14 protein-coding genes are annotated in these 15211 nt (G+C 72.1%); 12 read left to right on the top strand and 2 right to left on the bottom strand.

What is annotated here, in order from left to right:
- Positions 1-351 precede the first annotated feature (351 nt).
- The 3 genes from FBZ33_RS13985 (at position 352) to FBZ33_RS13995 (ending at position 2720) form a co-directional block, all read left to right on the top strand.
- Positions 352-1011 carry a polysaccharide deacetylase family protein gene (locus FBZ33_RS13985; protein WP_255508850.1) on the top strand — a complete coding sequence of 220 codons (660 nt, stop codon included), beginning with the start codon at positions 352-354 and terminating at the stop codon, positions 1009-1011.
- An 81-nt stretch (positions 1012-1092) separates the two neighbouring features.
- Positions 1093-1656 carry an RNA polymerase sigma factor gene (locus FBZ33_RS13990; protein ID WP_141909371.1) on the top strand — a complete coding sequence of 188 codons (564 nt, stop codon included), beginning with the start codon at positions 1093-1095 and terminating at the stop codon, positions 1654-1656.
- Complete coding sequence (locus FBZ33_RS13995; RefSeq protein ID WP_141909372.1) at positions 1656-2720, top strand: hypothetical protein; 1065 nt, start codon at positions 1656-1658, stop codon at positions 2718-2720. Before FBZ33_RS13990 ends, FBZ33_RS13995 begins: the two co-directional genes overlap by 1 nt.
- Before the next feature lie 55 nt (positions 2721-2775).
- Here FBZ33_RS13995 and FBZ33_RS14000 read toward each other — a convergent pair whose 3' ends face one another.
- Positions 2776-4182: a KamA family radical SAM protein gene (locus FBZ33_RS14000; protein WP_088948155.1), complete on the bottom strand. Its 1407-nt coding sequence runs from the start codon at positions 4180-4182 to the stop codon at positions 2776-2778.
- 154 nt (positions 4183-4336) lie between these two features.
- Between FBZ33_RS14000 and FBZ33_RS14005 the strand changes: the two genes are divergently transcribed.
- From FBZ33_RS14005 to FBZ33_RS14045, 9 genes are all read left to right on the top strand, one after another.
- On the top strand, positions 4337-5386 hold the full coding sequence (locus FBZ33_RS14005) for a zinc-binding alcohol dehydrogenase (protein WP_185755490.1): 1050 nt from the start codon (positions 4337-4339) through the stop codon (positions 5384-5386).
- Positions 5387-5390: 4 nt separating this feature from the next.
- Complete coding sequence (locus tag FBZ33_RS14010) at positions 5391-6956, top strand: amidohydrolase (protein WP_141909374.1); 1566 nt, start codon at positions 5391-5393, stop codon at positions 6954-6956.
- On the top strand, positions 6953-8515 hold the full coding sequence (locus tag FBZ33_RS14015) for a lysine 5,6-aminomutase subunit alpha (protein ID WP_141909375.1): 1563 nt from the start codon (positions 6953-6955) through the stop codon (positions 8513-8515). Before FBZ33_RS14010 ends, FBZ33_RS14015 begins: the two co-directional genes overlap by 4 nt.
- Complete coding sequence (locus tag FBZ33_RS14020) at positions 8512-9276, top strand: OAM dimerization domain-containing protein (protein ID WP_088948159.1); 765 nt, start codon at positions 8512-8514, stop codon at positions 9274-9276. The genes FBZ33_RS14015 and FBZ33_RS14020 overlap by 4 nt, the downstream gene beginning before the upstream one ends.
- A complete protein-coding gene (locus FBZ33_RS14025) occupies positions 9273-9665 on the top strand; it encodes a hotdog domain-containing protein (RefSeq protein ID WP_099853458.1) in 393 nt (130 codons plus the stop codon). The genes FBZ33_RS14020 and FBZ33_RS14025 overlap by 4 nt, the downstream gene beginning before the upstream one ends.
- Positions 9662-10999 (top strand): glutamate mutase L, encoded by a 1338-nt coding sequence (locus FBZ33_RS14030; RefSeq protein WP_088948161.1) that lies wholly within the window; start codon positions 9662-9664, stop codon positions 10997-10999. Before FBZ33_RS14025 ends, FBZ33_RS14030 begins: the two co-directional genes overlap by 4 nt.
- Before the next feature lie 479 nt (positions 11000-11478).
- The gene (gene lnt / locus FBZ33_RS14035) at positions 11479-13143 is read left to right on the top strand and encodes an apolipoprotein N-acyltransferase (protein ID WP_185755299.1); all 1665 of its coding nucleotides are present in this window, start codon (positions 11479-11481) and stop codon (positions 13141-13143) included.
- A 34-nt stretch (positions 13144-13177) separates the two neighbouring features.
- Positions 13178-13987, top strand: a complete 810-nt coding sequence (locus FBZ33_RS14040; protein ID WP_255508853.1) for a polyprenol monophosphomannose synthase — start codon at positions 13178-13180, stop codon at positions 13985-13987.
- Between the two features lie 68 nt (positions 13988-14055).
- A complete protein-coding gene (locus FBZ33_RS14045; RefSeq protein WP_141909376.1) occupies positions 14056-14574 on the top strand; it encodes an FxsA family protein in 519 nt (172 codons plus the stop codon).
- 68 nt (positions 14575-14642) lie between these two features.
- Here FBZ33_RS14045 and FBZ33_RS14050 read toward each other — a convergent pair whose 3' ends face one another.
- A complete protein-coding gene (locus FBZ33_RS14050; RefSeq protein WP_030489777.1) occupies positions 14643-14984 on the bottom strand; it encodes an RNA polymerase-binding protein RbpA in 342 nt (113 codons plus the stop codon).
- Between the last annotated feature and the right edge of the window lie 227 nt (positions 14985-15211).

Consider the following 15211-nt stretch of genomic DNA (forward strand, 5'->3'; position numbering starts at 1 on the left):
GGGCGGTCGGTGACCGGAACGGCACCGCTGGGGCGGGCCTGGGACACGCGCCCACGAGCCCTCACGACAGCACGCGCGGGACAGTGAAACGCATTCGCGTCTGCGATGATCTCCGGCGTGATCCGAGCTGGGCTTCGCCCGTTTCTTGGCGTACTGGTTGTGGCGGCCATCCTCAGCAGTGCCGGGTGCGAAGCGTCCCGGGTGCCGCCCTCGGACCAGCCGGTCTTCGTCGGCTCGTCCGCCTCGTCGAGCCCATCCACGCCTTCCGTCGCGCCGTCCGTCGGTGTCCCGTCGCCGCCGGCGGTTGCCTCGGTGCCGGGCACGACGCCGACTGGGACCAGGGCGCCGGTGGTGGACCACGGGCCGCGGGCCGGTAACAAGGTCGCGTTGACCTTCGACGCGGACATGACCGACGGGATGCTGGCCAGTCTGCGTGCAGGTCGGGTGAAGTCGTACGCCAACCTGCGCATCCTCGACCTGCTGGAGCGCGACGAGGTCCCGGCCACGTTCTTCCTGACTGGCAAGTGGGTGCAGCGGTACCCGGACGTCACCCGGCGGATCGCCGACAATCCGCGATTCGAGTTGGCCAACCACACCTACGGGCACGCGGCGTTCACCGGCGACTGCTACGACCTGCCCTCGCAACCGGTGAACGAGTTGCGCGGCGACGTGGCGAAGACCTTCGAGGTGATCAAGCCGTACGGGGGTCGGCAGACCCGGTACTTCCGCTTTCCGGGACTCTGCCACGACGTGGCGACGCTGGACGCTCTGGCGCCGCTGGGCGTGACGGTCGTCGACGGGGACGTGGTCAGCGGTGATCCCTTCGCGACCGCGTGGAAGCCGCTGGTGCGGGCGGTGCTGGACCACGTTCGCCCGGGGTCGGTGGTGATCATGCATGTGACCGAGGCGAACGCCGCGATGACCGATGAGGCGTTGCCGCACATCCTGGCCGGGTTGCGTGAGCGAGGGCTGGTGCCGGCGCCGTTGTCAGAGGTGCTAGCCGCCGCCTGAGACGGCACGGTCCGTGTCGGTTCCGACGGCGCGCGTCCGGTGGGGTGTCACGGTTGGGGTCCCACCGGACATGGAGTGAATGTGAGCTCCGGGATGGAACAGGACGAGGACCGCTTCCGACGGGTGTACGCCGACGATTTCGAGTCGCTGCTGGCGTACGCATTGCGGCGTGTCGCACATCCGGAAGACGCGGCCGACGTGGTCGCGGAGACCTTCCTGGTGGCATGGCGTCGCCGGCAGGACATTCCGATCGCCGGTGCGACCCGGCTGTGGCTGTACGGGGTCGCCCGGCGCGTGCTGGCCAATCATCACCGTGGTGGCGTTCGCCGGCAGCGCCTCGGTGAGCGGTTACGCCAGCAGATTGCCGCGTCGGTGGCCGATCCGGGAAGTGAGGTGCCGGAGCGCCTTGCCGTTCGGGCGGCGTTGGCGGGTCTGACCGAGGTGGACCGGGAGGTGCTGATGCTCACCGTGTGGGAGGGGCTGCAACCGCATGAGGTCGCGTCAGTGCTGGGGGTGTCTCCTGCGGCGGTCCGGACGCGGCTGGCGCGGGCGCGGACGAGGTTGCGGGGGTTGGTTGGTGACGATCCGGGGCCGCCCGGACATGTACTCGACGTGCTGACCACATCCACCCGCAAGGAGGACTGATGACCACAGAGGAGCGTGTCGACCAGCTGGTTCGGGATTCCGACCCGGGTGGGCTCGGGATGATGGGGGACCTCGGCGGGGTGAAGCACACCCTCCTGGAGGACATCATGTCCGAGTCGTTGGTCCGGCGTAGCGTCGGGATGCCGTCGCGGCGGTTGTGGGTGCGTCGCTTCGCGGGCGTCATGACGGCGGCGGCCGTGCTCCTGAGCATCGTGCCGGCGTCCATGGTGTTGCGGGGGCAGGGCGAGGACGACGGGGTCTCTCCGATCGTCAGCGCGGGTGCGGCAGCCGGGGCCGTCTTTTCCCCGTTGGCGATGGAGGCGGCGGAGAGGAGCCCGCGGTTGCTGATCGATCAGGCCGGTTGGACGGTCGTGGCCCTGGCCGAGTTCTCCGAGAACTATGGCGTGGTCAGGTTTCGCCGGGGTGGGCGGGAACTGGAGATGAACTGGTATGCGGCGTACGTGTACACGGACCGGTATGCCGGTCAGCGCGATGCGGGGCCGGGGAAGTCGGTGCGGGTGGACGATTGGCCGGCTGATGCGTTCCAGAGCCTCAGCGGTGATTTCACTGTGCTGTTGCGTCCCCGCGACAACCTGGTCGTGGAGATGAAGACCTCCGAAAACTGGTCGCGCAAGGACCTGGACCGGGTTCTCGCGGACATCGTTCGGGTGGACGCGCGGACCTGGTTGGCCGTTCTTCCGGCGGAGATGGTCATGCCGGTGCGGGAGCGGGCGGCGAAGGTGCTCGCCGACGTGCCGCTGCCGCCGGGGTTCGATATGGCTGCGCTGGAGGAGATCGGGGTGAGCGACCCGTACCATTTCAACGTGGGGGTGACGTCCCGGGTGGGGTGCGGGTGGATCGCTGAGTGGCAGCGGGCGAGGGCGAGCGGGGACGAGGCCGGGGTGCGGCGGGCCGCCGACGCGTTGCGGAGCAGTCACGGGTGGCGGGTGCTGCGGGACATGGACAAGGCCGGCGACTGGCCGGAGGTGTTCTGGGAGTACGCCGACGAGATCGCGGCCGGGACGTTGCGGCCCGGTTACGTCCAGGGCCTGGGCTGCCGGTGACGGAGACGGCGGCGGCCCCCGGGAAGACCACCCGGGGGCCGCCGCCTTTGGTGGGTCAGTCGTCGCGGTGGTCGTTCCACCACTGCTGGCCGTCGGCGGGCAGGGTGTCGATCGGGTCGTAGTAGGCGTAGCGCTTGTTGAGCGCCTCCAGGTCGGCGGACTCGATGGAGGTGCGGTAGTTCTTCGTCCAGTAGGAGATGCCGCGTTCGCGGTCGTAGTCGGTGAGCATGTGCACCCAGCGCTTGCCGACGAAGGGGACGTCGCAGACGATCCGGGGGGTGGCGTAGCCGGGGAGGTAGCCCATGATGTCGTGCTGGAGCTGCTGGGCGTGCCAGACGGGGACCCGCCAGTGTTCGGCGTTGGGGATCATGTCGCACATGTAGAAGTAGTACGGCAGGATCCCGGCTTCGCCCTGGAGCGCGAAGCAGAGGTCGAGCAGCTCGGGGGTGGTGGCGTTGACGCCGCGCATGAGCACGCCCTGGTTGCGGACGTCGCGGACGCCGACGTCGAGGGCGGTCTGGGCGGCTTTGGCGACCAGTGGGGTGAGCGACTGGGCGTGGTTGACGTGGGTGTGGATGGCGAGGTTGACGCCTCGGCGGGCGGCGGTGCGGGCGACGCGTTCGAGGCCTTGGACGACGTCGGGCTGGAGCCAGTGCTGGGGGAGGCCCATGAGGGCCTTGGTGGCGAGCCGGATGTCGCGGACCGTCTCCAGTTCCAGAAGGCGCATGAGGTACGACTCGAGGTTGCGCCAGGGGACGTTGGCCACGTCGCCGCCGGAGACGACGACGTCGCGGACGCCGGGGTGGGCCTTGAGGTACGCGATGTGGGCGTCGTAGCGGTCGACGGGCTTGAGGGTGAGCTTGAGTTTGTCGACGGCGGGGGTGGAGTTGCCGACGAGGTCCATCCGGGTGCAGTGCCCGCAGTACTGGGGGCAGGTGGAGAGCAGCTCGGCGAGGACCTTGGTGGGGTAGCGGTGGGTGAGGCCTTCGGCGACCCACATGTCGTGCTCGTGCAGGCTGTCGCGGCTGGCGTAGGGGTGTGACGGCCAGTCGGTGCGGCGGTCGGAGGCGACCGGGATCATGTAGCGGCGGATGGGGTCGGCGAGCAGCGCCTCGGTGGTGAGGGGCGCGAACGGCACCATCGTGTTGATCATTTGTGGTGGCACCAGCATCGACATGGTGGCCAGGGCCAACTGGTCGGCCTCGAGGTCGGTGTAGAAGGTGTCGTCGATGAGGTCGCCGAAGACGGCGCGGAGCTGCTTGATGTTCTTGACGCAGTTGACGCGCTGCCACTGGGCGGATTCCCACTGGTCGCGGGTGACGTGGCGCCAGCCGGGGAACCGGGTCCAGTCGGGTTCGACCAGGGGGCGGCGGTGGTATTCGTAGGGCTGCCCGGCGGTCGGTACGGCGACCGGGGCGTGACGGGGTTGAGGGATGGTCTCAACCGGTTGGGTCTGGGTCACGGCCCCTCCTCGGTGTTGCGGCTGATCATCGAAGCCCGAAGGCTACTGGAAAATATTCGGTACAGAAACTAGTCTGCCGTAAGTTTTCCCGTTACGCGAGCCTTGACCGGGGCTTCGAGCGGCTGGACAAGGGGAGGTCGGCGTGACGTCACCGGTGGGACTGCACCGCGTCGTGCAACCGGCGGGGGTGCTGCCGCAGGCGGCCTGGCGCCTGGACGCGTCGGCGGCGATCGGGCCGAACGAGGTGCGGATCCGGGTGCAGCGGCTGAACCTGGACGCGGCGAGCTTCCGGCAGTTGTCGGAGAAGCACGGCGGCGACGGCGACGCGGTCCGCGCCGAGGTGCTGGAGATCATCTCCACCCGGGGGAAGATGCAGAACCCGGTGACCGGTTCCGGCGGGATGTTGATCGGCACGGTCGAGGAGGCCGGTCGGCGTTCCCCACTCGGGTTGAAGGTGGGGGAGCGGGTGGCGACGTTGGTGTCGTTGACGCTGACCCCGCTGGTGGTGACCGACGGGCTGGCGCGGTGGGATGGGCGCAGCGAGCAGGTGCCCTGTGACGGGTGGGCGATCCTGTTCGCCCGTTCCATCGCCGCGGTGCTGCCCGACGACGAGGACCCGCAGTTGTCCCTGGCGGTGCTGGACGTGTGCGGGGCGCCCGCGCTGACCGCGCGGGTGGTGTCGCGCTACGTGGAGGACCGTCGTCGCGTCGGTGACCCGACGCCGGTGCGCGTCGCGGTGATCGGCGGGGCGGGCAAGAGCGGGTCGCTGTCCCTCGCCGCGGCGCGGCGGGTGGGCGCCGCGCGTACCGTCGGGGTGGTGCCGGTGGCGGCCGAGCGCGACGCGCTGACGGCCGCCGGCCTGGCCTCGGTGGTGGCGTTGGCCGACGCGCGGGACCCGGTGGGGTTGTCCACGGCGGTGACGACCGCCCTGGGGGCGCCGGCGGACGTCACAGTGGTGTGCGTGGACGTGCCGGGGTGTGAGCACGGTGCGGTGCTGGCCACCGCGGACGGCGGCACGGTGATCTTCTTCTCGATGGCGACGAGTTTCTCCGCGGCGGCGTTGGGCGCGGAGGGGCTGGCGGCGGACGTGACGATGCTGGTGGGCAACGGGTACGTTCCGGGGCACGCGGAGCTGGCGTTGGGGCTGTTGCGGGCCGAGCCGGGGGTGCGTCAGCTGTTCACGGCGCGGGTCGCGGCAGACTGAGGTCATGACGAACCCCTCGACGTTGTACCGCGGCGGCGTGCTGCACTGCCCCGCCGACCCGAGCGCCACCGCGCTGCTGGTGTCCGGTGGGCGGATTGCCTGGTTGGGGACCGACGGTGACGCGCCGCCGGCCGACCGGGTGGTGGACCTGGATGGGGCGTTGGTGACGCCGGCGTTCGTCGACGCGCACGTGCACGCCACCGACACGGGGTTGGCGTTGTCGGGGCTGGAGTTGTCCGGGGTGCGCTCGGCGGCGCAGTTGCTCGACGCGGTGGCCGGGTTCGCGGCGGGCCTGCCGGCGGACGCGGTGCTGCTGGGCCACGGCTGGGACGAGTCGGGTTGGTCGGATGCGACGTTGCCGGACGCGGCGGCGTTGGACCGGGCGGCCGGGGGTCGGCGGGTGTACCTGTCGCAGGCGTCGATCCACTCGGCGTTGGTGTCGTCGGCGTTGCTGGCGGCGTGCCCCGAGGCGGCGGACGCGGCGGGGTACGACGCGTCGGGGTGGTTGCGGCGCGACGCGCACCACGTGGTGCGGGCGGCGGCGCAGGCGTCGGTGAGCCGGGCGCAGCGGGTCGCCGCGCAGCGGGTCGCCCTCGCGCACGCGGCGTCGTTGGGGATCGCGGCGGTGCACGAGTGCGGCGGTCCGGACATCTCCGACGAGGAGGACTTCACCGGGCTGCTGGGCATCTCCGGTGCGGGGTTGCCGGAGGTGTACGGGTACTGGGGTGAGCTGGGTGGCGCCGCCCGTGCCCGGGAGTTGGGTGCGGTGGGCGCCGGAGGTGACCTGTTCGCCGACGGGGCGTTGGGTTCGCGTACGGCGCACGTGTCGCAGCCGTACGGCGACGGTGACGACTGCGGGCACGGGTACCTGACGGCCGAGCAGGTGCGTGATCACCTGCTGGACTGCGCGGCGCACGGCATGCAGGGCGGTTTCCACGCGATCGGTGACGCGGCGATCGGCACCGTCCTGGACGGTTTCGCGGCGGCGGCGGAGTCGCTGGGTGTGGAGCGGCTGCGGGCGGCCCGGCACCGCATCGAGCACGCGGAGATCATGAACAAGCGGTTGATCGCGCGGTTCGTGGAGTACGGGGTCGTGGCGAGCATGCAGCCGGCGTTCGACCGGCTGTGGGGTGGCGCGGGCCGGATGTACGAGGCGCGGCTGGGGTTGGACCGGTCGTTGGAGTCCAACCCGATGGGTGCGATGCACTCGGTGGGTGTGGCGATGGCGTTCGGGTCGGACTCGCCGGTGACGCCGCTGGACCCGTGGGGTTCGGTGCGGGCGGCGGTGTCACACCACAACCCGGCGCAGCGGATGAGTGTGCGGTCGGCGTTCGCCGCGCACACCCGTGGTGGGTGGCGGGCGGTGCACCTGGACGTCGAGGGGGTCCTCGCGTTGGGTGCGCCGGCGACGTTCACGGTGTGGTCGACGCCCACGGGGGTGGAGCGGGGCCTGCCGGTGCTGCTCGCCGAGGACCCGGAGGAGCGGGGTCCGGACGACCCGACGCCGTTGCCGGTGTGCCGGCGGCTGGTGCTGCGCGGTGAGGTCATCTATGAGGAAGGGTCATCATGACCGGAAAGCTTGATCTTGATCCGGTGCTGGTGGCGCGGGCGCGCGAGTTGGCGCGCCGGGCCGGGCAGCCGGTGGTGAACCTTGCCCGCAGCCACACCACGGTGTCGGTGGAGCGGGCGGTGCTGCGGCTGGCCGGGGTGAGCGGCGCCGACCCGGATGGCATTCCGTGGGTGAACCGGCTCGTCGACGCCGTCGTCGCGGACGTCGGGTTGGGTCACGGGGTGGCGGTGCCGGTGTTCGACGCCCTGGCCCGCGAGGGCATCACCGATGTGACGTTGCTGGCGCAGAAGGCCGCAGCCGGGTCGGTGCGCTTCGCGCTGCCCACCGGGCGGGCCGCGACGGCGGCACGGTCGGCGGCGCGCAGGTCCGTCGGGGCGGGTATCCGGCGCATCGACCGTCGGCGCGCCGAGCGGGATCGCCTCATCAAGCGGCACGGGGACCCGAAGCAGCGGCCGTGGATCTACCTGATCGTGGCGACCGGCGACATCTACGAGGACATCCCGCAGGCCCAGGCTGCCGCCCGGGCGGGCGCGGATGTGATCGCGGTGATCCGCTCCACGGGGCAGTCGCTGCTGGACTACGTGCCCGAGGGCGCGACCCGGGAGGGTTTCGCCGGCACGTACGCCACGCAGGAGAACTTCCGCCTGATGCGCGCGGCGTTGGACGAGTCGTCGAAGGAGTTGGGCCGCTACGTGCGGTTGACCAACTACGCGTCCGGGTTGTGCATGCCGGAGATGGCGACCCTGGCGGGCCTGGAACGGCTCGACATGATGCTCAACGACTCGATGTACGGGATCCTGTTCCGCGACATCAATCCGGTGCGCACGTTCGTCGACCAGCGGTTCTCCCGGCAGGTGCACGCCCGGGCCGGGATCATCATCAACACCGGTGAGGACAACTACCTGACCACCGCGGACGCCGTGGACGAGGCGCACACGGTGACGGTGTCGCAGCTGCTCAACGAGTTCTTCGCGCACGAGGCGGGGTTGGCGGACTGGCAGTTGGGGCTGGGCCACGCGTTCGAGATCAACCCGGAGGTTCCGGAGTCGTTCCGCCTGGAGTTGGCGCACGCCCTGCTGGCCCGGGAGTTGTTCCCCGAGGCGCCGCTGAAGTGGATGCCGCCGACGAAGCACATGACCGGTGACGTCTTCCGGGGCAACCTGCTCGACGGGTTCTTCAACCTGGCGGGCGCACTGACCGGTCAGGGCATCCTGCTGGTGGGGATGATGACCGAGGCGGTGGTGACGCCGTGGTTGTCCGACCGGGACATCGCGTTGCAGAACGTGCGGTACGTGTTGGGCGCGGCCGGTGGGCTGCACGAGGACTTCGTGCCGGCGCCCGGCGGGTTCATCCGCCGCCGCGCCAACCAGGTCCTCGGTGAGGCCCTGGACCTGCTGGAGCGCATCGGGGAGCAGACGCTGCTCACGGCCATCGCCGAGGGCACCTTCGGGATCATGAAGCGGCCCGCGGACCGGGGCAAGGGCCTCGCCGGGGTCGCCGCGCACGAGGCGGACTACTGCAACCCGGCCACCGACATCCTGGAAGGGGACGCGGCATGAGCGCCGCCGACGCCGCGAAGAAGATCGTGCGGCCGTACGGGGACACCACCGGCGACGGGATGGTGCAGGTGTCGTTCACCCTGCCGGTGAGCCACGACAAGCGGGCCGAGGGCGCGGCGGTGCAGTTGGCCAACCGGATGGGCATCGACCCGGCGATGGTCGTGCACGCCAAACCGATGGGCGACGAGTTCACGTTCTTCGTGGTCTACGGGCGGGTCAACCACCTGGTCGACCTCAACGCGGTGCAGGTCGTGGAACGCGACTTCGCGCTGCTGTCGGCGAAGGACGTCAACACGGTGATCAAGCAACGGTTGCGGCGCAAGCTGTCCGTGGTCGGGGCGTGCATCGGCACCGACGCGCACACCGTGGGCATCGACGCGATCCTCAACGTCAAGGGCATCGCGGGGGAGAAGGGCCTGGAGTACTACCGGGAGTTGAAGGTCACCAACATGGGCGCGCAGGTCAGCGTGCCGGAGCTGGTGGAGACCGCCCGGGCGGAGAAGGCCGACGCGGTCCTCGTGTCGCAGGTGGTCACCCAACGCGACGCGCACCTGCACAACACCCGGGAGATGTCCGCCGCGTTCCGGGAGGCGATGCCCGCCGGGCGGCGGCCGCTGCTGATCGTCGGCGGCCCCCGCTTCGACGAGACGATGACCGACGAGTTGGGCGTGGACCGCATCTTCGGTCGCGGCACCACTCCCGGCGAGGTGGCCAGCTACCTCGTGCACGCCCTGATCACGCAACGGAAGGCGATGGCATGACCGACGCAAGGCTCGGGTTGACCGTGACGCACCGGCGGTACGTGCCGTACTCGCACGCCCACTACGCCGGCAACCTCGTCGACGGGGCGTACGCCCTCGCGCTGTTCGGCGACGTCGCCACGGAGGTGTGCATCCGCACCGACGGCGACGAGGGTCTGTTCGCCGGGTACACCGACGTGCGGTTCACCGCTCCCATCCGCGCCGGTGACGTGGTCGAGGTGACCGCCCAGGTGTCGCGGGTGGGCACCCGCAGCCGCACCCTGGAGCTGTCCTGCGCGGTGGTGTGCCGGGGTCGCCCGGAGCGCTCCGAGTCCGCCGCCGAGGTCCTCGACCCGCCGATCGTGGCGGTCACCGCGACCGGCACCGTGGTCGTTCCCGCCGGCTCGTGACCCTGGCGGTCTGCGCGGACGTCGGGTCCACGTACACCAAGGTGGCGGTGGTGGACCTGGCCGCCGGTGTGCTGGTGGGAGCGGCGGCGGCGCCGACCACCGTGGGCACCGACGTGTTGCACGGCCTGGACGCCGCGGTCGCGGCGGCCACCGACGGGCTCGGGGTGCGCGACGTGCCGTGGTACGTCTGCTCGTCGGCCGGTGGTGGGTTGCGGCTGGCCGTGATCGGCTACGAGCCGCTGGTCACCGCGCAGGCGGGCCGGCGGGTCGGGTTGTCCGCCGGTGCGCACGTGGTGCACGTGGCCGCCGGTCGGCTGGGCGCGGCGGACCTGGCGGCGTTGCGGGCGGCCCGACCGGACGTGGTGCTGCTGGTCGGTGGCACCGACGGCGGTGACGCCGAGACGATCACCCACAACGCGACCCGCCTGGCCCGTGCCCGGTGGCGGGTGCCGGTGGTGTACGCGGGCAACGCCGACGTCCGCGCGGAGCTGACCGGGCTGCTGGAGGCCGCCGGGGTGCCCGTGACGGGCGCGGAGAACGTCCTGCCGCGCATCGGGGTCCTCGCCCCGGCGTCGGCGCGGGCGGCGATCCGCGCGGTGTTCCTGCGCCACGTCATCGGGGGCAAACGACTGTCCAGGGGCACCCGGTTCGCGCGGCTGGTACGCGCGGCCACCCCCGACGCGGTCCTCACCGGTGTGGAGGTGCTCGCCGACACCATCGGCGGTGACCTCGCCGTCGTCGACGTGGGTGGGGCCACCACCGACGTGTACTCGGTGCTCACCCCCGACGAGCGGGCCACCGGCCCGGCGCGGGAGGTCGCCGGCAGCCTCTGGCGGGCCCGCACCGTGGAGGGCGACCTGGGCATGCGGTGGAGCGCCCCCGGGGTGCTGCGCGCCGCCGTCGAGGAGCGGCTGCTCACCCCGGACGAGTCCGAGGAGCTGACGGACGCGGCGGCCCGCCGGGCGGCCGACCCGGCGTTCCTCGCCGTCGACGACGTCGAGCGGGCCGTGGACCGGCGGATCGCCACCCTCGCGGCGACCGTGGCGTTGCGGCGGCACGCGCGGGGCGCAGCCACCGGCGAGCGGGCCGGGCGGGACCTGCGCGACGTGCGGTTGATGGTGGGTTCCGGTGGGGTGCTGCGGCACGCGCCGGCGCAGGCGTCCGCGCAGGTGCTGGCGGCCGTCCTGGCCGACCACGCCGGCGGGTGGGCGTTGCCGCGGGCCGCCTCCGCCGTGGTCGACGCCGACTACGTGCTGGCCGCCGGAGGGCTGCTCGCCGAGGAACACCGGGCCGCGGCGGGGGCGCTGCTGCGTCACCATCTGCGGACGCATTGAGACTCGCCGACCCGACACGCCGTGGCGCAACACACGACAGGCCGGGGGTGGGTTGACAAGCGACGGGGGTCGGCACGTACCGTCTTTGAGTCCTACCACGGGAAGCGGCTGTTGTTCGCTTCGTCCCTTCGTCCGCTGGCCGAGCGACATTTTTGAGCGTCATCGTCGCGGCGGCCAGGTCCAGCGGGCGGGGGTCGGCGGGGCGGCGCGAACCGGCCGCGGTTACCGGTGTACGGGCAGGGTGAGGTGCACGGCCAGTAGACAACGGCCCGGCGGGGGCAGCCAGTCCGCGTCCGGTCGGTCCGAAGGTCGTCGTACCCCATCCTCGCCACACCGGCCGGGAAGGGCCTGGGAGCATCGGGGCGCGGCGTGAGCCGCGCCCCGATTTCATGTCCGTCGGGCGGTTCGTGCCCGGCGGCCCGATGCGGCTGCTCCGGCCGCCGGCCAGGTAGCCTTCGCCCCGTGATCGAGGTGAAGCGGTGACGATTCTGGACCGGGACGAAACCCACAGCCCGGCGGCGCCGAGTCAGCCGGTCGTGACCGGTCGGCCGCTGCCGCTGCGGTTCGCCGTGCCCCTGGCCGTGGCCGCCGGCCTGGCCCTGCTGGTGGCGTTCCCCCCGTACGGGGTGTGGCCGCTGGCCCCGGTCGGGGTGGCGTTGCTGGCCGCCGCCGCGCACCGGCGGCGGTTGCGCGCCGGCGCCGGCCTGGGCTTCCTCACCGGGGTGGCGCTCTTCGCCCCGCTGCTGGCCTGGACGAACCTGCACACCGGTTCACTGCCGTGGGTGCTGCTGTCGCTGCTGCAGGCCGGCTACCTGGCGCTGCTGGGCGCGGCCACCGCCTGGGTGTCGCCGCTGGCCGACCGCGTCCGCTGGACGTGGCCGGTGCTGACCGGGCTGCTGTGGGTGGGGCAGGAGGCGCTGCGGGACCGCACCCCGTTCGGGGGGTTCCCGTGGGGGCGGTTGGCGTTCAGCCAGGACACCTCACCGCTGCTGCGCCTGGCCGCGTTGGGCGGCGCGCCGCTGGTGACCTTCGCGGTGGCGCTCGTCGGCGGGTTGCTGGTCACCGCCGCCTGGCGTGGCTGGGCCGCCGCCCGCACATCGCCCGCTGAGGGCTCCCAGGACGCCGACGGCGCGCAGGGGGTCACCTCGGCACGTCGGTGGGCGCCCGTGGCCGTACCGGCCGCCGTGGCGGTCGCGCTGACCGCCGGGGGCCTGCTGGTGCCGGTCGCCACCGCCGGGTCGGGCGCCACCACCACCGTGGCCATCGTGCAGGGCAACGTGCCGCGCCTGGGCCTGGACTTCAACGCCCAACGGCAGGCGGTGCTCAACAACCACGTCGACGCCACCATCGAGTTGGCCGGTCGGGTCGCCGCCGGGCAGGAACGGCAACCCGACCTGGTGGTGTGGCCGGAGAACTCCAGCGACATCGACCCGCTGCGCAACCCCACCGCCGGTGCCCGGATCTCCCAGGCCGCCGACACCATCGGCGCGCCGATCCTCGTCGGGGCGGTGCTGCTGGGCCCCGGCGTCGGGCAGGTCCGCAACGCGGGCATCCTGTGGCGCCCCGGCACCGGCGCGGACCTGGACCAGCTGTACACCAAGCGGCACCCCGTGCCGTTCGCCGAGTACGTGCCGCTGCGCGACGTGGCCCGGATGGTCAGCAAGCAGGTCGACCTGATCCGCAGCGACTTCGTGCCCGGAAGCACCCCGGGCGTGGTACGCGCCGGCCCGGCCGTGCTCGGTGACGTGATCTGCTTCGAGGTCGCCTACGACGAGGTGGTCCGCGACACCGTCACCGGTGGCGCGCAGCTGCTGGTGGTGCAGACCAACAACGCCACCTTCGACGTGGCGGAGGCCCGCCAGCAGATGGCCATGGTGCGGCTGAGGGCGGTGGAACACGGCCGGCCGGCGTTGATGGCCTCCACGGTCGGCGTGTCCGGGTTCGTCGCACCCGACGGGCGGGTAAGCGATGCCACCGGGTTCAACACCCGGGAGGTCGTGGTGCGGCAGGTGCGGCTCGACGACGGTCGTACCCTCGCCACCCGCCTCGGCTGGTGGCCGGAGGTGGCGCTCGCCGCGCTGGCCGCGGCGGCCCTCATCGGCGCGGCGGTGCTGCGCCGCCGGCAGCGGGTCATGTCCGGATAGCAACAGCCGGTACGCCGGCGGGAGCGGAGGAACCGTGATCCAGGCGACCGATACGATCCGACGCCCGGACGAGGTGCCCGGTGTGGGCCGGGTGCTGGTGGTGATCCCCACCTACAACGAGGCCGACAACATCGCCGCGATCGTGGGCCGGGTCCGACGCGCCGCCCCGCCGGTGCAGATCCTCATCGCCGACGACAACAGCCCCGACGGCACCGGGGCGATCGCCGACGCCCTCGCCGACGGCGACGCGCACGTGCAGGTGCTGCACCGCCACGGCAAGGAGGGCCTCGGCGCGGCGTACCTGGCCGGGTTCGGTTGGGCGCGGGAACGCGGCTACCAGGCGGTAGTGGAGATGGACGCCGACGGCTCGCACGCCCCGGAGGACCTGCCGGCGCTGCTGGACGCCGCCCGCGACGCCGACGTGGTGATCGGGTCGCGGTGGACCAGCGGCGCGCGGGTGCTCAACTGGCCGCTGCGGCGGCTGCTGCTGTCGCGCTGCGGCAACCTGTACGCGCGCCTCGCGCTGGGCATGCCCGTCTCGGACGCCACCGGCGGCTACCGGGTGTACCGGATCAGCGCGTTGGACGCCATCGACCTGGAGTCGGTGACCTCCCAGGGCTACTCGTTCCAGGTGGAGCTGTCCCGGCTGGCGCACCAGGCCGGGGTGCGGATCGTGGAGGTGCCGATCACCTTCGCCGAACGGGAACACGGCGACAGCAAGATGAGCCCGAAGATCGTGGCCGAGGCGCTGTGGCGGATCACCGCCTGGGGCGTGCGGGACCGCCGCCAGGCGGTACGCCGAGGTCTGCACGGCACCGCCACCGGTCAGGCGCGGTGGCCGTGAGCGCGGTCGTGTCATGCTGGATGAGCGGGACACGTCCGTGGTGCCCGCGGGAATGGCGATGAGGTGAGATGCGCCGAGGACTGAGGTTCGTGCCGTTGGCCCTGTTGCTGGCGGTGGTGCTGGAGCTGGCGGTGTTCGTCGGTGTGGGGCGGGCGCTGGGGTTCGGCGTGGCCGTGCTGCTGGTGTTCGCGGCGTCCCTGCTGGGGCTGGTGCTGCTGCGCCGCGAGGGGATGCGCGCCTGGCGTGGTTTCCGCTCCGCCGCGGCGGCCGGACAGCCACCGGGTGGGCAGGTGACCGACGGGCTCGTGGGGTTGGCCGGCGCGTTGCTGCTGGCGGTGCCCGGCCTGGTCAGCGGCCTGGTCGGGTTGCTGCTGCTGGTGCCGCCGGTGCGTCGACTGGCCCGCGCCGGGGTGCGCCGTGCCACCGAGCGGCGGGTGTCGTCGATGGTCGCCGGTGACCTGTTCGGCCCGCGTACGGTGCGGGTGCGTCAGGGCGCGCCGCAACCGACCCCGCAGCCGGAGCAACCGGTCGTGGTCGACGGCGGGCGGGCCATCGAGGGAGAGATCGTCGAGCCCGGTCGCCACTGAGACCACCTGTGCAGACACGACGGCGCCCCCGGGTTGTCCCGGGGCGCCGTCGTTGTTCGTCGTGCGGCTCAGGCGCGGCCGCGGCGGGTCCGAACCTCCTGCAGGCGCTCCTCGAGGATGTCCTCCAGCTCGGCGATCGAACGCCGCTCCAGAAGCATGTCCCAGTGGGTACGCGGGGGCTTGGCCTTCTTCTGCTCCGGCTCGTTGCCGTCGACGAGTCGGGCGACGCTGCCGTCGAACTTGCACTCCCAGGTCATCGGGACCTCGGCGTCGACGGCGAACGGCACCTCGAACTGGTGGCCCTTGGCGCACAGGTACTCGCGGGTCTGACGCGGCGCGAGCTCCGTGTTGCGGTCGGATTCGTAGCTCACCGCGCCAAGGCGGCTTCCGCGCAGCATACGCTCGCCCATGATCGACTTCCCCTCGTTCGTGGTGCTGGTCTTCTGGGTGTAACGGTGTGTGCCCGTCGAGCCATTCCCGCCCGAGGGCGTGAGGCGTCCACGTGTGGGCCGGGACCAAGGGTAGCCGGCCGGGACGATCACCCGGTGAGGTGATCACCAGGCGGGTCGCAACGGGCTGTGTGTCCGCTGCCACCGGGGATGTTAACCGCCGAAGCGTAGCGAAGGTTGCGCGACGA

The organism is Micromonospora sp. A202, from assembly GCF_006715105.1.
GTDB lineage: Bacteria > Actinomycetota > Actinomycetes > Mycobacteriales > Micromonosporaceae > Micromonospora > Micromonospora zamorensis.